Origin of the sequence: Pokkaliibacter sp. CJK22405, from assembly GCF_046614695.1 — a bacterium.
Taxonomy (GTDB): Bacteria; Pseudomonadota; Gammaproteobacteria; order Pseudomonadales; family Balneatricaceae; genus Pokkaliibacter.
This window is the reverse complement of sequence record NZ_JBKKHQ010000007.1, coordinates 170,400-192,046: the sequence shown is the minus strand read 5'-3', so window position 1 is coordinate 192,046 and position 21,647 is coordinate 170,400. Positions and strand designations below refer to the sequence as shown.

Sequence of the window (21,647 nt, the reverse complement as noted above, 5' to 3'; positions counted from 1 at the left end):
GCACCCCGGGGAGAATAAGAACTGACAGGAAGGGTTATCAGGCTGACTTGGCAAGATCTTCCTGTGCCGCGTTCTGCACTACGGCATTGCTGGCGTTAAAGGCCATATCGACTTTTTCCAGCAGTTTTTCCACCTCACCTGAGACTTCATTCTGGGCAATTTTCAGACGGCGGCGGAACTCTCGAAAACGCCAGACCAGCTCATCACACATCAGAATGTACTCTTCCATTTCCTCATAGGCATGGCTGAGTTTTTCCTCGTGGACATGTGTTACCCAGCGGGTCACCGAGTCCGTATTCATTCCTGACCGCACCATCTGGGAATCAAGACCGGCGGCAATCGCCGAAAGGCAACGCAGCTGCTTTCCACGAGGCAAAGGCTTGGGTAGGTGCTTACGGAAATAACCAACAGACAGGCTGTAACGTCGCAGGGTTTCAGTCTGATAGCAGAGCTGGGGCAGCCGTTCGAGCAGTTTTTCATCCTGCGGGAAGAGTCGCACTTTCTCCATATCGCAGTTACGAATCAGCCCTCGGGTGGCATCATAGACATCGGCGTGGTATCCAAAGTCATTCACCTGCAATACCGGTAACAGCATCAGCACATCGCGTGCGGCGCCGCGGGATGACGTTCGCATGGCATAAAGCATGTCGGCCATTGCCACCACCTGACCGCCGGAACTGAGCTCTTCACCAATGCGTGCAAAAGGATAACCCGAGCCATCGCAACGTTCGTGGTGCTCGGCCACGGCGCGGGGAACGGCATTATCCAGCCCATCCACCGTTTCCAGAAATAACTTGCCCACCAGGACGTGACACTGAATGGCGCGCCATTCCTCGGCGGTATATTCACCCTGTTTATTCACGATTTCCGGATCGATATGCAGCATGCCGACGTCATGCACCAGACCAGCAATAAACACATCTTCCGGCAGCATATCGGACATGCAGAGTTTGTCGGCGATCGCCAGCCCAAACCAGGCACAGAACAGGGACTTGGCGTACTGATCCGGCAGACGGTCTTTCAGTACCGTCACCTTTTGCACCAGCACAGGGTATTTTAGGTAGGCGTGAGCCGCCTGTTTTAGCAGCTTGCGATCCAGCGACTTGCTCAGGGCATCAAGGTCCTGCCACTGATGGCATTGGGCTTCGATATCAGCGATAAGCTGATTGCTATCAAGAGAGGACTCCAGGGCAATCACTTGCTCCAGAGGCTGATTGAGCTTATGCCGGATCAGGCGCTCTGCCGTACGCGCATTGATCGCCGTACCCTTACGCGCGAGCAGAACCCCCTGCTCGTTATACAGATCTGCGGTCGCGACCACGTTGTTCGTCTTATTCACTTCGGCCAAGTGATTAACGTAGGCGTCGACTTTATTGGGCCGGTAATCAAACGCTGATGACATATCACTTCTCTGATAGCAACAGAATCAACACGGGGGTCAATAAAAGCGAACTTCGTCGGCAGTGGTCAGCCACGCCTTTCAGTGATGGAGAATCCATTGATCAACTGAAAACGGGGTGATTGCCAGCATGTCTGCATCTGAACGTTCCTCTGATCAAATGCAGTGTTGTAAGAACATATCGCGTTGCAACCAATTGAGACAACAAAGTTCTAATGCTAATCGCGACAGGCCGGATCCTTATTGCGCCTCTTTTCTTTAGTGAAAAAAAGGCTATAAATATCAATGCTTTGCATTCATGCCTAAAGTGACATTCAAGACATCTAATATATCATTGCATGCCATCAGGTCAGATAAAGACGGCTTAGTACGTCTTGCGCCAGCTCACCCGGTTATGGCTGAAGAGCACCTGCCGCCGGATACGCTGATCCATTCGGTACCAATACCAGCGGCTACCGGAGATTTTGTCAGGCTCTCCCCAGGCACGCTCAACCAGATCAGGCGTCATGCCGACCTCTACACGGTTAAACTCGGCCAGATGGCGCAGTTCAAGATCAGAATACCCCTGAGCACTCGGCGCCGTTCGGTAGGAAGATGAGGTACGGGAAACGCTGACAGAAGGAGACTCGGCGGTGGCTGATGCGGGCACCGGTGTGAGGTTCTCCACCACATTGGGCTGTACAGCTTCTGGTAATACCGCCTCGACCTTGCCACAGGGATGATCGCTGAAGGTTTTCACCCCTCCCACCAGACAGAAGTAAATCCCCTCAGCCTGTGCTGGCGCAGTCATCAGAACCGCCAGGCTCAGGGCACCCGGCAGAGTAACAATACGAAGACGGGAACGACATAAATGAGGCAACAGCCGATGTGCAGCCGTTAAAGACATGAACTTCATACTCCCCTCCCTGGGAATGATGTGTCGTCAGCGGCCTGATTATCTTTCCGTAATAATCACTGCCACTGACGCTGGATAATTATTGATCGCTTAACGGGTTCTGGCTCAAGATGCCGATCGCTCCACCGTTTTCTGCGCCTTGTCTGCTTCGGTTTCCACTTCCACATCCAGCGAGATCAGAATCCAGTTAGCCTTAGGCTGTGGATTGGACTCGTTAGAGAAAATCTCCACCTGCCCTTTGGGTGAAATCGCAAACAGCAGATAACGGCTGCTGCTGTGCTGCTTCCACCACTGCTCGAAGGCAAAGTCCTCCGAGAGTTTAGTGGTACGCAGGCGCGCTCCCTGAGACAGCAGGCTGGAGAACTTGCTGAAAGTCAGAGCCTCATCGCCTTCCCAGCTCCCCAGATAACGCCCCTGATAGTCCGCCGAGATCACCTGCTTCTGTGAAGAGCGGGTATCTTTTGAGGTCTGGAGTGCAAAGATGTTGCGACGGCCAAACTCCGGGCGGTAACGCAAACTGGCCAGCACATTCAGCTCTCGTTGGGGCGAGAGCGCCAGCAAGCGGCCATAACCCACCAGATCCAGATAGGTATCCGCATGACGAGACAGCGGATTACCATGGAAGGTACGAAGTCCCGCCATACGGGCATCACGAATGTTTTCCCAGCTCGGGTCGACAAGCAGCACCGGCAGCTTGTTTTGCTGGAAAATTTTTGCCAGCTCACGCGCCACACGGTTAGCGCCAATGAAGATAAAGCCATTCGGCTCCGGGTCTGCCACGCCAAGATAACGGGCGATGGGGCGTGCCGTCGCGCTTTGGAACACGACCGTGCCAATGATGATGGCAAAGGTCAGTGTGGACAGGATATCGGCATCCTCCAGCCCATTTTGCTCGAGGCGCAAGGCAAAAAGGGATGACACGGCCGCCGCGACGATACCTCTTGGGCCGATCCAGGCAATCATCGCCCGCTCCCGCTTAGTGAGATCACTGCCAAGGGTAGAGGCCCATACCGCCAGCGGTCGGGCGATGAACATGATGACCGCCAGTAACGCCAGCGCAGGCATCCCCAGCTGCCATAACTGCTCCAGATCCAGTCGCGCGGCAAGAATGATAAAGAGCGCGGAGATCAGCATGAGGGTGAGGTTTTCCTTAAAGGAAAGAATATCCTCGGTTTCCACCCCTTTCATATTGGCCAGCCACATGCCCATGATGGTTACGGCCAGCAGCCCGGACTCGTGCACCAGCGTATTGGCCAGGGTAAAGACGGCCAGCACAGAGGCCAAAGTCCCCAGCGCCTGCAGGTATTCCGGCAACCAGTGGCGGCGAAGCACGACGCCCAGCGCATAACCGGCAGCAGCGCCGGTAAAGCCGCCGACAAAAACCACTTTGGCAAAAAGCCAGGCGGCATGGCTGAAAGCGCCCGTACCGGCATTACTGGAAATAATCCACTCAAACACCAGAACGGCGAGCAGCGCACCAATAGGGTCAATAACGATCCCTTCCCAGCGCAGTACATTGCCGATGCGAGCAGACACACGAATAGTACGCAGCATGGGCACAATCACGGTCGGCCCGGTGACTACGACCAGCGCGCCAAAGAGGAAGGACATGTCCCAGTGCAAAGCGATCAGCCAGTGAGAGGCCGCAGCAATCACCACCCAGGTAATAATGGCGCCGAGACTCACCAGCCGCCTGACGACCTTGCTGATATCGCGAAGCTGATTAAAGTGCAGCGTCAGACTGCCTTCAAAAAGAATGATAGCCACTGCCAGAGAGACCAGCGGGAAAAGCAGATCACCGAATAGCACTTCGGGGTGAATCACGCCGCCCACAGGACCAAGCACGATACCGCAAAGCAACAGCAGTAAAATGGCCGGTAATTTGATACGCCAGGCGATCCATTGGCAGCCCAGCCCCGCCAGCGCAATTAGCGCGAGGGTGGCCTCTTCGTTCAGGAGCATAGAAAGCACTCTTCAGACGGGTTCCATAGCAAACAGTGGACGATTGGATACTCTGGACCGGCATTTGACAATACCCTGTGGGCAATTACTGCTGCCACGCAGTGTTGACGGCCTGTATCGACGTCCATCAGTCACCGCGCCGCCAGAGATGAAAGCGCTGAGCCAGGGTTGTCAGCCCGTGTTCTTCTTCGCTGATCTGGCTCTGAGACGCGCGCCGGTGACGTCCGGGTTGCAACTCCAGTGCCGTTAACGCGACACCGTGCACAATCATCAGTGCGTAGCGCTCGATCACCTGATCCGCGCCTGCCCCCACGACGACAGCTCCCAATAGCTGATTCTTACCGGCCACAAGCAGCAATTTGACCTGCAATGCCTGTTGATAAACCTGCCCCTGATCCGGCTCCAGCGTTTGCCACTTCACCTCAAACCGCAGTTTGCGTGCACGCGCCTGGTGCTCAGTCAGCCCGGCACGAGCCACCATGGGGCCAACATCAATGCGTGACACCCAGTGCTTAGGCTCCAGCCGCGAGCGACTAAAGAGCCCAAAGAGGGCATTACGCGCCGCCATTTCGCCTTGCTGGCGCGCCAGTGGCAGGCTATCAGGAGAAGCATGAACCGCTCCGCAGGCCAGAATATGACTAAAGCGCGTATGCAAAGCGCTGTCAGTCACGATACGGTTGCGCTCATCAAGGTGTACACCCAGCGCCTCCAGGCCCAACCCTTCCACCTGACCATCAAAGCCACAGGCAACAATCACCTGTTCCAGTGCGGTCAGCGTCAGGAAACGACCGTCCTGAGTGGTCATTTCTGCAGCGATGCCCTGCTCATTCTTCTGAATAAAGCGAATATCGACATGGGTATGGACGCGCACCCCTTGCGCCAATAGCTGGGCAGAAACACGTGCTGACACATCAAGGTCTTCTTCTGGCAACAACTGGGACTGCTGCTCGACCAGCACCACCTGCACCCCCAGCATCGCCAGCGCTTGAGCCAGCTCACAGCCTGTGGCACCGCCGCCCAGCAGCAATACCGAAGCCGGTAAATGCGGCTGCTGCCAGAGCTCGTGAGGAGTCACCGGGTCAGCTTCAGCAAGACCATGAATAACCGGCATATGCGCCAGCGCGCCGGTCGCCAGTATCAACGCACGGGTGCTGATGCTTTGTTCTCCAACCGTCATCTGCCACGGTGTGGTCAAGGTCACATTGCCGCTCAGGTGCTGGCAGCGATTCACCGAAGGAACCTCTCCCATCACCATTTCGGTCTGGCGCGCGAGTTCAAGGCAACGGGATATATTCAGGCTTTCCTGAGGAATCAGCCCCTGACGAATATTGCTACGAATCTCTGCGGCCCGAAGCGCGGCGCGTTTGAAGCCCTCCAGTGCCCGCATTTGTTGCGGCATACCAGGCACACTGGACAGAGGGTCAATCACCACAACACGTGCCCCGGCTGCCACCGCCGCATCTGCCGCAGCCATACCGGCAGTTCCCGCACCGATGATCGCCAGATTAAAGTCAAAATTCTCCGGCTGATCCCAGGTACGGATATGTCGCAGGTGCATAAACCAGCCAAGACAGAGTCTGGCCAGCAATGGAATCCAGCCGATCAGCGTCAGGAAAAGAATCGCGGGTGTGCCCGGCAGAGGCGACAGGCTGTAATCGGCCTGCAGGCTAACGCCGGTCTTCACCAGTAATAATGAAGGTGGCAGGGTTCCGATCAGAGTGATCCAGAAGAACCGCCAAAGCGGCATGGCCGTCAGGCCAAACAGCCAGCTCACTGTAGCCGACGGAATAAAGGGCATCATACGCAGGGCGAAAAGCAGAACATCACCTTCACGGCTGATGAAGTCATCCACCCGCCCAAGAGGACGCGCAAACCAGCTCTCCAGCCAGTGTCGCCCGATATAGCGCACCATTGCAGCGGCGAACATCGCGCCGGTCGCCGCCGCTGAAATAGTCAGGGCGATCCCCCAGTACAAACCGAACATGGCCCCGGCGGCAATCACCAGTAACCAGCTGCCCGGCAGGGAGAAACTCACGCACAGGGTATAAGTGAGAAAAAATAAGATGCCGGTACGCAGGGGATAGTCACTAATCAGAGACTGCCAGGACTCGGCTTTATCCAGAATCGTCTGGGCATCCAGATAGGACACCAGATCAAAGCGCCACAACATCACGCTCAGAATAATAAACAGCAGCACCAGCAACGGCCGCGCTGATCTCATGCCCATACTCTCCACATAACAGACTTCACCGACAGGACTCCCTTCCAGCACGGTCTAAACAGTGCATGATAACGGCCCTTTGCCAGCTGTCATACCTCAAAACGAACTTCTGCCTGCCTGAGACCGCAGGTTCACCCACGACAGCTCCTTACACTATAGTGAAGAAACAGACACAGCATAATGCGGTGCACAAAGTACGACAGGATGGTAGCCAACCGTCGCTGAAACAGGATAATGCCCCCGCATAACGGACCGGTTTATAAGGGAGGGATGACGATGCCTCAAGACACAATGACCACCGCCATCGCCTTTGTGGTGTATCTGGGCCTGATGCTGGCCATTGGCTTTCTGGCCTATCGCCGCATGAAAAGTCTCTCGGACTATGCCCTGGGCGGCCGTCGTCTTGGGCCTTTTCCGGTAGCGGTCTCGGCCGGAGCCTCCGATATGAGTGGCTGGCTGATGCTGGGATTGCCGGGCTACGCCCTGATTGCCGGCTTTGAAGCCACCTGGATTGTGATCGGCCTGCTGGTCGGCACCTGGCTGAACTGGTTACTGGTCGCTCGCCGTTTGCGTGTTTACTCCGCCGTCGCCGATGACGCCCTGACACTGCCCACCTACTTCAGCAACCGCTTCCGGGATGGATCCAATCGCCTGCGCGTCGCCTCCTCGCTCTTCACCCTCTTCTTCTTTCTTTTTTATGTCAGCGCGGGGCTGGTCGCTCAGGGCAAACTCTTCGAAGCGGTTTTTGATATCAGCTACACCTGGGCCGTCTGCCTCGGCGCGATTGTTATTGTGATTTACGTTTTCCTCGGCGGCTTTCTGGCGGTCAGCTGGACGGATGTGGTTCAGGCATTGATGATCGCTTTTGCGCTGGCACTGGTCAGCCTGCATGCCATGGGCGATGTCGGCGGCTGGCACGAAGTGACACTGGCCATGCAGGATCGCTCACCGGCCATGCTCGATATGTGGACCGATGCGCAGGGCAACCCGTTAAGCGCTCTGACCATTATCTCCCTCCTGGCCTGGGGCCTGGGTTATTTTGGCCAGCCCCATATTCTTGCCCGCTTTAAAGCCATCCGGGATGACCGTCAGGTAGCCACCGCACGCCGTATTGCCGTGAGCTGGACCTTCATTGTGCTTTCCTGCGCTCTGCTCACAGGCTGGGTTGCCCAGAGCTATCTCGATACCAGCCCGAAAGATGTGGAAACCGTCTTTATTGAACTCACCCACATGCAATTTTCTCCCTTGCTGACCGGCATGCTGCTTACCGCTGTACTGGCCGCGATCATGTCGACTGCAGACTCCCAATTACTGGCCTCAGCATCGATCATCGCCGAGGACGTTTACCGCCCCTTTGTACGCCCCAAGGCCTCTGCAAAAGAGCTGATTCTGGTGGGACGTTTATCCGTGGCGGTATTGGCCTTTTTCGCGGTTCTGCTGGCGCTGAACTCGGAAACCAGTGTCCTGCAACTGGTGGCCTACGCCTGGGCAGGCTTCGGCGCGGCTTTCGGGCCGACAGTGCTGTTGTCCCTTTACTGGCGCCGTATGACTCGCTCCGGTGCACTTTCCGGCATTCTTGTCGGCGGTATCACCGTGGTGATCTGGAAACATCTCGACGGAGGGATTTTTGATCTCTACGAAATTATTCCGGGCTTTATTCTGGCCACCATTGCCATCTTTGTTGTCAGTCTGCTGACACAGGCGCCAGAGGCTTTCACCCGCCACGCGGAGGCCAAAGCCCGGGAAGATAATTAAAGAAAGGAAAGCAAGGAAAGAAAGCCGAAGAAGACCTGAGCTTTCATTTTAAAAGGAAATCCAGAGCCCATGAGCCAAGACCGCCGTGGGCTTTTTCATATTTGCCTGACAGAAAAGAAAAAAGGCACACCCCGTATGGGATGTGCCTTTTATTACTGCATCAGACTCGAACGGGATCCATTGTATTAAACATTACGCAATAAGCAACACCTCAAAACCCATAACAACCACAAAAGAAGGTAAAATAACTACAAAGTCTAATACGCTGATGCTGCATGAGCCGGCTTTCGTCACAACAAAGGTTTGATTCCTACCGCGATAACCGCAGACTAATCCTATAGTTGTATCCAGGCTGCGAAGGTGACGCCATGAATACGAAAAGAAAACAACCGAGTGAGTCACAACCTCTCAAGTAGAGCCCTGCTCCAGCGCACTTGCGCAGCCGCTTTGCAGATGAAGCTCCCTGATTTTCCACCGAAAGCAGACAGCAATGCGCAAGCAGACCGAGTGAACTGCCAGCGCCGCCATCAGAATTCTTCTTTACCTTTACAGGATATTGTCCATGACCACAGACACACCGCTGGATAACGCCACCCTACCCGTGACGCTCCCTCACGATGCAAACTTGCCGCATATCGTCATTGTTGGCGGAGGAGCCGGGGGCCTTGAACTGGCTACGCATCTTGGTAAAAAACTCGGCCGAAAAAAGAAAGCCAACATTACCCTGGTGGACCGAAGCCAGTCCCACATCTGGAAACCGCTGCTGCATGAGGTGGCAACCGGCGCGCTGGACTCGGGTATCGATGAGGTCAGCTATCGGGGCCACGCCGCCAAACATCACTTTCACTTCCAGCTGGGTGCCATGACCGCTCTTAGCCGGGAGGAAAGGCATTTGACCCTTGCGCCAGTGCTCGACAGTGATGGCGATACAGTGGTTCCTGCCCGCAAACTGCACTATGACTATCTGGTCATGGCGCTTGGCAGTCAGAGTAATGATTTTGGCACTCCCGGCGTCAGCCGCCATTGCAGTTTTCTCGACAGCCGCGAGCAAGCTGAGCGCTTTCGCCAGCGTCTTCTCAACCATTTCCTGCGCCTGTCGGTGCAGCAAGCATCGGAAGACCAGTTACAGGATCTCAATATTGCCATCGTCGGAGCAGGTGCCACCGGCGTTGAACTGGCTGCGGAACTTCGAAATGCGGCAGGTTCAGTGGAAAGCTTTGGCTTTCAGGGCATTGATCCGGGCCACATCAACATTACGCTGGTGGAAGCCGGACCGCGGATTCTGCCCGCCCTGTCAGAGCGAATCAGCCAATCCGCACACAAGGAACTCACCAAGCTGGGAGTGGATGTTCGTACCGCGACCATGATCACCGAAGCCAGTAAAGAAGGACTGATGACCAAGGAAGACGGTCTGATCAAAGCCGATATCGCTGTTTGGGCTGCGGGCATCAAGGCGCCGGTCTTTCTCAAGGAACTGGATGGGCTTGAGACCAACAAGCTCAATCAACTGGTGACAGAGTCCACCCTGCACACCACGCGCGACCATCGTATCTATGCGATTGGTGACTGTGCCGGTTGCCCGATGGGTGAAAACAAATGGGTTCCTCCTCGTGCTCAGGCCGCTCACCAGATGGCGTCACTGGTGGCAGAGAATCTGATTCGCCAGCTGGAAGGCAAGGAGCTGAAAGCCTTCCATTACAAGGATCATGGCTCGCTGGTATCACTCAGCCGTTTCAAAACCGTCGGCAACCTGATGGGCAATCTGACCTCGGGCAGCTTCTTTATCGAAGGCCACTTAGCACGCTTTGCCTATATTTCCCTCTACCGTATGCATCAGATGGCACTGCATGGTTTACCAAGCACCGTACTCAAAGCCATTGTGGACCGCATTCATAAAGTGATTCGCCCGCGCCTGAAACTGCATTAAGACGCTTTCCAGGTCATGCAGACCACAAAAAAAGCCCTGCAGATGCAGGGCTTTTTAATGAGGAAAGCGTTCTGATCAATAGCCGTAGGCATTACTCTGCGGCCACAATTGCCAGGCCATTAAGCCTAATCCGATGGCCAGAAGGATAATCGCCAGCAAGGGTTTACTGCGCTGAGATGTCGCCAGCATCGGTAACACCACAGCCCCACTGATAGCCAGCAAAGGCACATCCACAAAGGCATAGGCATAGCCCGCCAGCATCAGCAGCACGGAAAGCGATACGGCCAGCAGCGGAGCACTGAGTACCGGCGCATTGCCACGCAGAATCGGCAGGAACATCAGGGCAACGGTGATCGCCGTTAGTGCACCAATCACCTGACCAATCAGGATAGAGCCTCCCAGCGCCGTTGCGACTGCCAACAATGCACTGCTCAGCATCAATCCCAGTTCGTTAAAGCGCGCCTTACCGGTCTTGTCCCAGGCCAGCTGCATCAGGATGGCGTAGGCCAGCGCACACACCAGCCAGAGCAGCTGATGCGAGAATGGCATCCGCGCCCACAAAACCCAGCCAACAACAGCCAGCCCCAACACCGACGCCAGGGCCTGAGCCAAAGGCTGCATTGGCCTGATCAGCGATGCCAGTGGTGGCAGCAGGACCGCCCAAAACATCCAGTCCAGCGCCTGACGAGGCACTGGCTGCCAACTGCCATGCAGACCGACAATCGCCATCATCATGCCAGCGGCGATGGCAAAAGGTGCCAGCCGGGGTCGCCAGAGATAGAGCACGGCGCCCAGTGGCACAGCGACCAGCAACGGCCAGACAATCACCGGAATTAACAGTGCAAAGATCCCTGAGGATTCTCCGTACATAACACCTCCTGCTTAGGTTGCTCTCAAGCGTGATTACTTGCGAACGCCTTCGATGCGCACGGTCAGATCAGTCTCATCGGTGACACCTGGAATGAAATTGGTGATACCGAACTCAGAGCGCTTGATGGTGGTGGTAGCTACAAAGCCGGAGCGGTAGCCGCCCCAGGGATCCTTGCCTTCACCAATCTTTTTCACATCGAAGGACACAGGTTTGGTAACGCCGTGCAGGGTCATATCGCCAGTCAGTTTGCCCGCATCCGCAGTGCCTTCATACGCCGTGCTGGTGAAAGTAATTTCAGGGAACTGTTTTACATCCAGAAAGTCGGGGCTGGACAGGTGCTTGTCACGTGGCTCGTAGTTGGTATCAACACTGGCGCTGTCAATAGTCAGCTTGACGCTGGATGCCGCCGGGTTGGTTTCATCCAGGCTGTAATCGCCGGAGAACTTACGGAACTGGCCAAGAGTCACGCTGGTACCCAGGTGACCAATGGTGAAAGAGACGCTGGAGTGCGCAGGATCAACGCTGTAATCAGCAGCCTGGGCAGATGCTGCAAAAGCAGCCAGAGTCAGAGCAGAAGCGCACAGTAAGGTTTTCATTATTAACTCTCCGGGACCTGTGATCGTAAGGGGTACACGTGACCTTTGAAAAAAGGATGAAAACCAGTATAGGGGAATGGATTAGCGCCATTAACCACTCTAAGATGGAGTGATCATTTCCAAAAAGGAAATAATCAAACATGAATCTCCTGATCGCCATGCAGAGCTTCTGCAAGGTTACCGAGTCCAACAACTTTGCGGCTGCCGCACGGGAAATGAATCTCTCGCCAGCACAAATCAGTAAACAAATCAGTGCGTTGGAAAGCCATCTTGGCGTACGACTGCTCAACCGCACGACGCGTAAAGTGACGCTTACCGAAGCCGGACAGGCTTATTATCAGAAGTGTCGCCCCATACTTCAGGACATTAATACGCTGGAAGCTTCTGTCAGCGAATTTGGTAACAAGGCCAAGGGGCTCATTCGCGTAACAGCGCCTGTGGACTTTGGCGGCATGTACCTGATGGAGCCAGTGGCCGCTTTTCAGAATGCCTATCCGGACGTGAGCATCGAGCTGCATCTGAGTGATGAACGCCTCAACCTGATTGAACGCGGAATGGATGTCGCCATTCGTATCGGCGACCTGAAAGATTCAAGTCTGGTAGCCAAACGGCTGGCACAGTCAGAACGCGCCTATCTCGCCTCGCCGGAGTATCTGAAAAAGCACGGCGAACCCAAAACCCCGGAAGATCTGGCACATCATCAGGTGCTGCACTATCTCCTCACTGACATCAAATTTCTGCCAGCCGGAGAAGATGAACGTCTTCGTGCATTACCCACCAGCCGCTTTTCCTGCAATAACGGCCGGGCGCTTTGCGAAGCCGCCGCTCTTGGACAGGGCATCATCTCCAAACCGATGTTTCTCGCCGCGCCCTATATTCGAGAGAAGCGTTTACAACCGATCCTGACCTCGATTGAACGGCCGCCGCTCGGCATTTATGCGCTTTATTTGCATCGGGCGCACGTACCGCCGAAAATCACCCGTTTTGTGGATTTTCTGGCCAGGTTTTTTAAGGATCACACGCCATGGGCGTTGTGAGCCTGTAAGCAGACCCGCAACATTTAAAACCCTTTATCAGGAGCAGTACCATGGCGCTCAACGCCCATGATGCCCAGCAATGGGTCGACTCTCTGGGCCCTCGCCCCGATCCGGTCAAAGTGGCTAAAGCCACAATGGCTATTGAGAAGAAGCTGACCGCGCAAGGTCAGCAGCTCAGTGAGGCTGATCACGAAGAGGCGCAGTCGGCACTTCAGGTACTAACGGCTGCGCTCTATGAAACGGAGTGGTCAGAAGAAGAACAGGCAGCGATTGCCGCTCTGGCACCCGCCAATACCGAAGCACAGGCCGGGGCTAAACCGGCAAGCCAGGCGCAAGTGCCACAACGCCCGGCGGGCGCTTCGGCACCGATCGTTCCCGAACGCGACCCAATTCTCCCCATGGAGCCAGCGCCAGGCAGCGAAGAGGAAAAGCGGGCGAGATTTAATGCGCTTCGTCAGCGCCTCGGCCAATAATCATTATCATCGAGGTAAAGGATTACGCTCGCCCGGCGTACTCAGCCAGCAGTTGGTCAAGATGCGCCAGCGTTTCCTCATTGAGAGCAACGGCACGCGGATACACCGGCGCAGCGCGATCATTGAGAATGGGCAGATCCCAGCCATCCGTGGTCTGGATAAACGCTATGGCGGCCTCTTCACCGTAATGCAGCAAATAACCTGAAAGCACCACATCCAGGTAAGACTGCAAAATAGGGAAGGCTTCATCCGCAGGCAGAAAATAGTCCGGGGTCGAGTGATAAAGAAATGCATCCGCTCCCAGAAACGCCGAAGCACACGCCAGCCCATAGCGATGGTAGCCCACCTCCCGTTCATCCAGCGCAGGAAGATGCACTTTGGGCGACTGCACCAATACACCCAGAATGCTGCAGCTATCATCAGCATGAACGGTTAATGAGGTGTGCCCCTGACCTTCAGCGGTAAACACCCGGTGACTCCAGCGTCGGCGCCAGCCCTGGAGTTCATAAGCCTGAGCTACCGTATCGGCTGGGCGGGTGCGGTCGTTGACCAGTGAGCCATAACCGAAGTACCAGAAGTGGTCAGTCGATGAGGCGGAGTTCAAGCTTTGATCATTCATAGGCAAAACAGGCAGTCTAATCGTTGGCATCATGGATAAGTGCAGCGAGACAGATATTGCTCCACTCGCGCTGCAGACGGTGAAAGAGACAATAGTGACAGAGAGCATAGTGGCAGAGAAAAGTAACGATGTGCAGGCCTGATCCCCAGCAGCAAAAAGCGAATCCCGTTCCGCGTGCTCATGGGAGGCTATCCCGCTGGCTGATAGGGCTAAGTCTGGGCCTGCTGAAGCTGTATCAGTGGCTGATCAGCCCGCTGCTTGGCAATAACTGCCGTTACATGCCGACCTGCTCGGAATACGCCATCGAGGCTTTTCAATATCATGGTTTCCTCAAGGGTGGCTATCTTACCCTGCGGCGTCTGCTTCGTTGCCACCCTTTTGCGCGATCCCACGGCTGGGATCCCGTTCCCGGGACACCGGATGCGGAGCCCCGGGAAGGCCTCACTTCTGGTGATTCGATGGCGTTGAATAGAGCGCAAACTTCGCATCAAAGGCCAGATTCAGAAACTCCGCCAGCAGATAAGCCGTAAGCCCCCAGATTTCATAACCTTCGTAATGCCAGCACGGGATTGCCGCCTGAATACCCCGCAGGTCAATTTCATCAATACGGCTCGGTCGGCTTTTCATAAAGAAGCTAAGAGGCACACGAAACACCGAGGCGATTTCGGCATCATTAATACGCAGGGGAACCTCAGCATCCACCAGCCCGATCACTGGCGTGACTTGTAACCCCCAACGCGAAATGACCGGATTGGCGATACCCAGCACGGTGACAGCATCAGGAGATAAACCAATCTCTTCCTCGGCTTCCCGCAGCGCCGTTGCCAGAAGAGAGTCATCTTCCGGATCGCGCTTACCGCCGGGAAAAGCCACCTCTCCGCCATGGGTTGAGAGCGTAGAGGCGCGCTGAGTAAGAATCAGGTGCGGTTCAGATTCGTTTCGGGTGATAGCAATAAGCACGCCCGCCTGCGGACGACCTTCCCCCATTCGCCGGCGTGGCAGGTGCTTCAGGCGACGTTCTACTTCAGTCCACATCACTGGCCTACCATTCTTTTCTTTTATCTCTGTTTATGTGGTCATAATGAACCTTTTGACCTTCATGAACAGCACAAAATCGCGTCACTCTGTGTCCCTGACCGCGCCAGAGGCGCTGACGCAGGGCTTATAACTGGGTATGCTTGGCGATATTTTCTGCGTAGGCTTGGCGGCAACAGCCCCGCCTTTCTGAACTCCGGCCCCAAGGTATGACCATGAATTTCTGCAGCCAGTGTGCCCACCCCTTGGTCTTTGAAGTCCCCGCCGGGGATGAGCGCCCCCGCTACCTCTGTAAGGCCTGCGGTGCCATTCATTATCAGAACCCCAAGATTATCGCCGGCACTCTGCCCATCTGGCAGGACAAGGTTTTACTCTGTAAGCGTGCGATTGCGCCGCGTCAGGGCTATTGGACTTTGCCTGCTGGCTTTATGGAAAACGGTGAAACCACCAAAGCGGCGGCAGCGCGGGAAACCTGGGAAGAAGCACTGGCAGAAGTGAACGTAGGTGAGCTATACACTCTTACCAGCCTGCCGCGTATCGGGCAGGTGCAGATGTTGTATTTGGCAGAGTTGATTGAACCAACCTTCAGCGCAGGTCCTGAGAGTTTAGAAGTCGAGCTTTTCAGTGAAGATGAAATCCCCTGGGATGAGCTGGCGTTCGTCACGATCAGCAATGCCCTTCGGCATTATTTCGACGATCGACGCAACAATCATTTCCCGACTCGGCATATCGATCTCGTCGACTAATCATCAAAACCCGTTAACCTGTCGCACTTCCCGAATCCCGGCGATCCTGGATCGCCCCTGAGCCAGGAGCCACGATGTCAGGCAGCTCTTTCACACGCCCCTCCACGGAATTTATCATCCGTGCCGCCTTCATGATGTCGCTGACCGCGTTGTCCATCGACATGATGCTCCCTGCACTGCCCAATATTGGCGGTGATCTTGGCGTGGAAGATGCCAACTCCACTCAGCTGATTGTGTCCCTGCTCATGCTTGGCATGGCATTCGGCCAGATCATTTATGGCCCGCTTTCCGACAGCATTGGCCGCAAGAAAGCCATCGCTCTGGGCTATGGTGTTTTTGTGGTTGGTTGTGTCCTTTGCTTTACCGCCACCACCTATGAACAAATGCTCCTTGGCCGATTGCTGCAAGGCACCGGCGTTGCGGCGCCTCGTATCGTCACCGTTGCTGTCATTCGGGATAAATTCGAAGGTCGTGTGATGGCACAGATACTCTCATACGTCATGAGCGTGTTTATTCTGGTGCCAGCCATTGCTCCGGCGCTGGGACAGGGCGTGATGTTTCTCGGGCCATGGCAATTAATCTTTGTCGCGCTGCTTGTTCTCGCTATCGCCGCCGCGGTCTGGTTTATGCTCCGTCAGGAAGAAACTCTGCCTCCCGAGCGTCGCCGCCCTTATTCCTTCAAAAGCGTCTATCTCGCCGCGAAAGAAGTCATTACTCATCCCTCTGCGCTGGGCTATACCCTGATTACCGGCGCCATTCAGGGGTCATTTCTGGCTTATCTGAATACGTCACAGCAAACCTTTCAGGTGCTTTATGGCCTAGGAGAATGGTTTCCTGCCTGCTTTGCAGCGCTGGCACTCGCCATCGGTATGGCCTCCATCGTGAATGCCCGTATCGTGGTGAAATACGGTATGCGTAAAATCATCCGGACAGCACTACTGGCTGAAACAGCAATGTCACTGGTCTTTCTGGGATTGGCTCTGGCAACCAAGGGTGTGCCGCCTTTGCCGGCGGTGATGGTTTACCTGATGGTTACACTGTTCTGCACCGGTTTGCTGTTCGGTAACCTGAATGCGCTGGCGATGCAGCCACTGGGGCATATTGCGGGAATGGGCGCCGCTGTAGTTGGAGCGGGCTCTACACTGATGTCAGTCCCCATCGGCATTGTGATTGGTCAGGCCTACAACGAAACGGTCATCCCGCTGGTCGCAGGTTTTCTGCTGATGCCCGCGCTATCGCTGATCATTCTGCGCTGTATCAAACCTCAGGCAGACGATTAACGCGCCTGCCAGTGCACTGAACAGCGAACGACATTGCCCACAATGATCAAGGTGGGCGATGTCAGGCCCGCCACCTCAAGATCCTTTTCCACCTCTCCTAACGTGGAGACCAGCACCTGCTGCTCAGGGCAGGTTCCCTTGTGGATCAACGCCACCGGCATCTCAGCCGAAACACCCTGCCCCACCAATCCGGCGATAATCACCGACAAGGCGGTCAGCCCCATATAAAACACCAGTGTCTGCTGAGGTTTCGCCAAGGACTCCCAGGGAAGAATCAGCTGATCCTGCTGTAAATGCCCGGTGACAAAAGTAACGCTCTGGGCATGATCACGATGGGTCAGAGGGATGCCGCTATAGGCAGAACAGCCTGAGGCAGAAGTAATGCCCGGAATGACCTGACAGGAAATACCCGCCTCCATCAGCTCTTCCATCTCTTCGCCGCCCCGGCCAAAGATGAAAGGGTCACCGCCTTTGAGTCTTACAACATAGCGCCCGGCTTTGGCTTCACGCACTAACAGCTGATTAATCTCATCCTGCGGCAGGCTGTGAAAGCCTTTATTTTTACCCACGAAGACGCGTTCGGCATCTGCCCGCGCCATCGCGATAATTTCGGCGGACACCAACCGGTCATAAACAATAACATCCGCCTGCTGTAGCGCCCGTAACGCCTTGATGGTCAGCAACTCCGGGTCACCAGGGCCTGCACCAACCAATACAACTTGGCCCTGACGTTGCTGTTTACCGGGAAGGCGCTCAGCCAACCAGGTATCAACTTCAGCCTCTGTTGCCGGCAATGCCAGTTGAGCTTCCTGCCAGACACCACGCAGCCACTCCCGTCGTGGCGCACCTTTTGGTAAAGCGGCGTGCCATTCAGGCTTATAACGGGATAACGACTCCGCCAGCCAGCCCAGACCCTGAGGTAACCGCTGCTCGAATTCTTCGCGAAGAATGGTTGCCAGCAAGGTCGCTTTGCCCGCCGTCCCCAGTGCCAGCTGAACATCGCCACGGCGCACTCGAGCAGGAAACGTGAGAGTACACAAAGAGGGTTTATCGACCACGTTGACGGGTAAATGGCGAGTCTGCGCCAGACTTGAGAGAGTGATGGCCTCATCGTCGTCGACATCAGCCACCACCAGAAGGTCGCAATGAGCCAGGTCATCGGGGCGCCACTGCCGATATTCAAGGCTGCCCTGCTCCGCCTCTTCCAGCATTCGACTCACCTCAGCCGAAAACACCTCAGCCAGGGCGTGAACACGGCAACCGGCATCCAGCAGCTGTCGAATTTTGGGCTCTGCCTCTTTACCGCCACCAATGACCAACGCGTGACGATTTTCCGAGATAAAAAATAAAGGCAGAGACTTCATGAGCAGGTTCTCGCGGCAACAAAGGTAAATAAAGCAACACGCAATGAAGCGCTCATTCTAATATGCCAGAAGAGAATATAGGGAAGGCTATTTGATAACTTTTACTCATTACCAAATAGCCAGCGCTTACATCTGCCGGGTGATTCTTACGAAGTAGTGATTCTGGCAGACATGACAAGGCTCCAGCTTGTCAGCTTTGGTCAAACACAACATATGGTCACAGGCATTACACTTGAAGGTTCCCGGCGCGGTCACCTCACCTGCCACATAGACATCATCTTCCAGCGTCAACCGGTGCTGAAGTTCAAGCCAGGCCGTCTGGGTCTGATCTGCCACACTGAGAAGCCAGTCGGCAGTCTGATGCTCCAGTAGCTCCAGATCGAACTGAAGCCAATGTTTGAGCTCACTCTGCTCCTTACTGGAGTGGCTGGCGAGAGACTGGATATCCCGTCGCACCCACTCTTTAATCAGCGCTATCTCATCCAGAGTGAGATCCTCTGCGGCCTTTTCCAGCTCTGCCGCTTCCTCTAACTTGCGCTCGATCACCGGCCATGAGCGTTCTTCGAGGTTTTTCAGTGTTGCGCTCATGCGACCAAGCAAGCGCTCATAGCTACGAACCTTGGGATCCTTCGATGGCTGCTGTGACATCTGACTACTCCTTACACTGGCACACTTGATTCACTAGGTTATAATGCTTGCCTTAAAAATCCGCGAACTGTACCGGCAGAAATCCCTACTTTCGGGTAGTTTGACTGACCGGCATCAAAATCATGGCCCCTGCGTTTATCGCAGCCCCTTCTGGATAGCAGATACCAAGCAGCATGAACGAGCAATATCAACCGCACGATATCGAAGCCGCCGCCCAACAGTTTTGGGAAGAGGAAAAAGTCTTTGAAGTAGCTCAGGACGACAGCAAGGAAAAATTCTACTGCCTGTCCATGTTCCCCTACCCCAGCGGCCGACTGCACATGGGCCATGTGCGTAACTACACTATTGGCGATGTGATCTCCCGCTATCAACGTATGCAGGGCAAAAACGTGCTGCAGCCGATGGGTTGGGATGCCTTTGGTCTGCCTGCGGAAAACGCGGCCATCAAAAACAACGTCCCGCCCGCCAAGTGGACCTACGAAAACATCGACTACATGCGAGCACAGCTCAAGCGTCTGGGTTTCGGTTATGACTGGAACCGTGAGCTGGCCACCTGCCATCCTCAGTACTATCGCTGGGAGCAGTGGTTCTTCACCAAGCTGATGGACAAAGGCCTGGTCTACAAGAAAAATGCTGTCGTTAACTGGGATCCGGTTGACCAGACCGTACTGGCCAACGAACAGGTTATTGATGGCAAGGGCTGGCGCTCTGGCGCCCCGGTTGAGCGCAAGGAAATCCCTCAGTGGTTCCTTAAAATCACTGATTATGCCGATGAGCTTCTGGCTGATCTGGACAAAATGGATGGCTGGCCTGAGCAGGTCAAAACCATGCAGCGTAACTGGATTGGTCGCTCTGAAGGTGTGGAACTGCAGTTCGACGTGGAAGGACAGGAAGCGCTGTCTGTGTTCACCACCCGCCCTGACACACTGTACGGTGTGACCTATGTTGCTGTTGCCTCCCAGCACCCTCTGGCTTTGAAAGCGGCGGAAACCAATTCAGAATTGGCAGACTTCGTTGAGCGTTGTCGCCACCTGAAAGTCGCCGAAGCTGACATGGCCAAAGTCGAAAAAGAAGGCTTTGATACCGGTTTTGTCGCGACTCACCCGCTGACCGGCAAGAAAGTCCCTGTCTGGACTGCGAACTTCGTCCTCATGGATTACGGCTCAGGTGCCGTTATGTCGGTTCCTGCTCATGACCAGCGTGACTGGGAATTCGCCACTAAATACGACCTGCCGATTATTCAGGTGGTTCGCCCGGACAATGAGAAAGTCACCGTCGATATCAGTGAAGAAGCCTTCACCGATAAAGGCGTGGTGATTAACTCCGCTGAATTCGATGATCTGACCTCTGAGATGGCCTTCAAAGCCATTGCTGCCACGCTGGAAGAACAGGGCAAGGGCAAGGTTACCGTCAACTATCGCCTGCGTGACTGGGGTGTTTCACGTCAGCGTTACTGGGGCGCGCCTATTCCGGTCATTAACTGCAGTAGCTGTGGCTCAGTTCCCGTTCCTGAAGATCAACTGCCTGTGGTATTGCCCGAAGACATCGAATTCGATGGTGTTGGTTCGCCTATCAAGAAGATGCCTTCCTTCTACGAAACCACCTGCCCACGCTGCGGCGGTGCCGCTGAGCGCGAAACCGACACCTTCGACACCTTCATGGAGTCCTCTTGGTATTACGCTCGCTTTGCCAGCCGCAATTCGAATGATGCGATGCTGGATGGCGAAGCCAGCTACTGGACGCCGGTGAATCAATACATTGGCGGCATCGAACACGCTATCCTCCACCTGCTCTACTCGCGCTTCTTCCACAAACTGATGCGTGACATGGGCCTGGTAAACTCGGATGAGCCTTTCGAGAAACTGCTGACTCAGGGCATGGTTCTGGCAGATACCTACTACCGTGAAAACGAGAAAGGCGGTCAGGACTGGTACTCACTGCTGGACGTTACCGTCAAGCGTGATGAGAAAGGCAACATCATCAGCGCGGTACTGAATGCTGATGGCGAACCTGTACAAAATGCCGGCATGAGCAAGATGTCCAAGTCCAAGAACAACGGCATCGACCCACAAACCATGATCGACCGCTTCGGTGCCGACACCGTGCGTCTGTTCATGATGTTTGCCGCACCGCCCGAGCAGTCTCTGGAATGGTCTGACTCTGGTGTTGAGGGAGCCAACCGCTTCCTGAAGCGTCTGTGGAAAATGGTGTCCGAACATCTGGCCAAGGGCGATGCGCCCGCACTGGATGCAGCAAGCCTCACAGAAAGCCAGCAGGATCTGCGTCGCAAGACCCATGAAACCATTCAGAAAGTCAGCGACGACGTGGAGCGCCGCCACACCTTCAACACCGCCATTGCAGCGGTCATGGAGCTGTGCAATGCCGTCAGCAAATTTGATGACGCCACCCCAGCAGGTCGTGCTGTAGAACGCGAAGCCCTGACAGCTGCCGTTGCGCTGCTGTCGCCTATCACTCCGCACATCTGTCACACCCTGTGGAATCTGCTGGGTCAGGAAGGCGCTATTTGCTTCGCCAACTGGCCAAAAGTTGATGAGAACGCTTTGGTGCGCTCTACACTGGAACTGGTTGTCCAGGTTAATGGTAAAACCCGTGGCAAAATCCAGGTTGCCGCAGATACCGACCGCGATGTGATTCAGCATATGGCACTGGCGGAAGAGAACGTTCAGCGCCACGTTGCTGATCTGACAGTCCGCAAGGTCATCATCGTTCCAGGTCGCCTGGTTAACATTGTTGTGGGCGGCTAACACTACCCCGTTCCGATCAAGCCGGCCCTGCGCCGGCTTTTGTTCAGACAAGGA

The 21,647-nt window shown here is 55.2% G+C and carries 18 protein-coding genes; 8 read left to right on the top strand and 10 right to left on the bottom strand.

What is annotated here, in order from left to right:
- Nucleotides 1-37 precede the first annotated feature (37 nt).
- The 4 genes from ACKC9G_RS03990 to ACKC9G_RS03975 form a co-directional block, all read right to left on the bottom strand.
- A complete protein-coding gene (locus ACKC9G_RS03990; protein ID WP_411403646.1) occupies nucleotides 38-1,402 on the bottom strand; it encodes an HD-GYP domain-containing protein in 1,365 nt (454 codons plus the stop codon).
- Nucleotides 1,403-1,763: 361 nt separating this feature from the next.
- Nucleotides 1,764-2,294: a hypothetical protein gene (locus ACKC9G_RS03985; RefSeq protein ID WP_411403645.1), complete on the bottom strand. Its 531-nt coding sequence runs from the start codon at nucleotides 2,292-2,294 to the stop codon at nucleotides 1,764-1,766.
- A gap of 105 nt (nucleotides 2,295-2,399) precedes the next feature.
- A complete protein-coding gene (locus tag ACKC9G_RS03980; RefSeq protein WP_411403644.1) occupies nucleotides 2,400-4,256 on the bottom strand; it encodes a cation:proton antiporter in 1,857 nt (618 codons plus the stop codon).
- Nucleotides 4,257-4,383: 127 nt separating this feature from the next.
- Nucleotides 4,384-6,477: an FAD-dependent oxidoreductase gene (locus ACKC9G_RS03975; RefSeq protein ID WP_411403643.1), complete on the bottom strand. Its 2,094-nt coding sequence runs from the start codon at nucleotides 6,475-6,477 to the stop codon at nucleotides 4,384-4,386.
- Between the two features lie 276 nt (nucleotides 6,478-6,753).
- Here ACKC9G_RS03975 and putP point away from each other — a divergent pair, with 276 nt between their 5' ends.
- Both putP and ACKC9G_RS03965 read left to right on the top strand, forming a co-directional pair.
- Nucleotides 6,754-8,232 carry a sodium/proline symporter PutP gene (gene putP / locus ACKC9G_RS03970; protein ID WP_411403642.1) on the top strand — a complete coding sequence of 493 codons (1,479 nt, stop codon included), beginning with the start codon at nucleotides 6,754-6,756 and terminating at the stop codon, nucleotides 8,230-8,232.
- Between the two features lie 562 nt (nucleotides 8,233-8,794).
- Entirely contained in the window at nucleotides 8,795-10,159 is a 1,365-nt protein-coding gene (locus ACKC9G_RS03965; RefSeq protein WP_411403641.1) for an NAD(P)/FAD-dependent oxidoreductase, read from the top strand.
- Nucleotides 10,160-10,234: 75 nt separating this feature from the next.
- On the opposite strand, the gene ACKC9G_RS03960 is transcribed toward ACKC9G_RS03965, so the two are convergent.
- On the bottom strand, nucleotides 10,235-11,029 hold the full coding sequence (locus tag ACKC9G_RS03960; RefSeq protein WP_411403640.1) for a hypothetical protein: 795 nt from the start codon (nucleotides 11,027-11,029) through the stop codon (nucleotides 10,235-10,237).
- Between the two features lie 33 nt (nucleotides 11,030-11,062).
- Nucleotides 11,063-11,626, bottom strand: a complete 564-nt coding sequence (locus tag ACKC9G_RS03955) for a YceI family protein (RefSeq protein ID WP_411403639.1) — start codon at nucleotides 11,624-11,626, stop codon at nucleotides 11,063-11,065.
- Nucleotides 11,627-11,766: 140 nt separating this feature from the next.
- Between ACKC9G_RS03955 and ACKC9G_RS03950 the strand changes: the two genes are divergently transcribed.
- Entirely contained in the window at nucleotides 11,767-12,663 is an 897-nt protein-coding gene (locus ACKC9G_RS03950) for a LysR family transcriptional regulator (RefSeq protein ID WP_411403638.1), read from the top strand.
- A gap of 50 nt (nucleotides 12,664-12,713) precedes the next feature.
- The gene (locus tag ACKC9G_RS03945; protein WP_411403637.1) at nucleotides 12,714-13,136 is read left to right on the top strand and encodes a hypothetical protein; all 423 of its coding nucleotides are present in this window, start codon (nucleotides 12,714-12,716) and stop codon (nucleotides 13,134-13,136) included.
- 22 nt (nucleotides 13,137-13,158) lie between these two features.
- On the opposite strand, the gene ACKC9G_RS03940 is transcribed toward ACKC9G_RS03945, so the two are convergent.
- On the bottom strand, nucleotides 13,159-13,755 hold the full coding sequence (locus ACKC9G_RS03940; protein WP_411403636.1) for a gamma-glutamylcyclotransferase family protein: 597 nt from the start codon (nucleotides 13,753-13,755) through the stop codon (nucleotides 13,159-13,161).
- Nucleotides 13,756-13,883: 128 nt separating this feature from the next.
- On the opposite strand from ACKC9G_RS03940, the gene yidD reads away from it, so the two are divergent.
- Complete coding sequence (gene yidD / locus ACKC9G_RS03935; RefSeq protein WP_411403635.1) at nucleotides 13,884-14,285, top strand: membrane protein insertion efficiency factor YidD; 402 nt, start codon at nucleotides 13,884-13,886, stop codon at nucleotides 14,283-14,285.
- On the opposite strand, the gene ACKC9G_RS03930 is transcribed toward yidD, so the two are convergent.
- Nucleotides 14,197-14,790, bottom strand: a complete 594-nt coding sequence (locus ACKC9G_RS03930; RefSeq protein WP_411403634.1) for a CoA pyrophosphatase — start codon at nucleotides 14,788-14,790, stop codon at nucleotides 14,197-14,199. The genes yidD and ACKC9G_RS03930 overlap by 89 nt on opposite strands.
- 215 nt (nucleotides 14,791-15,005) lie before the next feature.
- On the opposite strand from ACKC9G_RS03930, the gene ACKC9G_RS03925 reads away from it, so the two are divergent.
- Nucleotides 15,006-15,536: an NUDIX hydrolase gene (locus ACKC9G_RS03925; protein ID WP_411403633.1), complete on the top strand. Its 531-nt coding sequence runs from the start codon at nucleotides 15,006-15,008 to the stop codon at nucleotides 15,534-15,536.
- 74 nt (nucleotides 15,537-15,610) lie between these two features.
- Complete coding sequence (locus tag ACKC9G_RS03920) at nucleotides 15,611-16,816, top strand: multidrug effflux MFS transporter (RefSeq protein ID WP_411403632.1); 1,206 nt, start codon at nucleotides 15,611-15,613, stop codon at nucleotides 16,814-16,816.
- Here ACKC9G_RS03920 and cysG read toward each other — a convergent pair.
- Together cysG and ACKC9G_RS03910 are read right to left on the bottom strand one after the other, a co-directional pair.
- Entirely contained in the window at nucleotides 16,813-18,180 is a 1,368-nt protein-coding gene (gene cysG, locus ACKC9G_RS03915; RefSeq protein ID WP_411403631.1) for a siroheme synthase CysG, read from the bottom strand. The genes ACKC9G_RS03920 and cysG overlap by 4 nt on opposite strands.
- Nucleotides 18,181-18,306: 126 nt before the next feature.
- On the bottom strand, nucleotides 18,307-18,828 hold the full coding sequence (locus ACKC9G_RS03910; RefSeq protein ID WP_411403630.1) for a zinc ribbon-containing protein: 522 nt from the start codon (nucleotides 18,826-18,828) through the stop codon (nucleotides 18,307-18,309).
- A 173-nt stretch (nucleotides 18,829-19,001) separates the two neighbouring features.
- Here ACKC9G_RS03910 and leuS point away from each other — a divergent pair, with 173 nt between their 5' ends.
- Nucleotides 19,002-21,593: a leucine--tRNA ligase gene (gene leuS, locus ACKC9G_RS03905; protein ID WP_411403629.1), complete on the top strand. Its 2,592-nt coding sequence runs from the start codon at nucleotides 19,002-19,004 to the stop codon at nucleotides 21,591-21,593.
- Nucleotides 21,594-21,647: the final 54 nt, after the last annotated feature.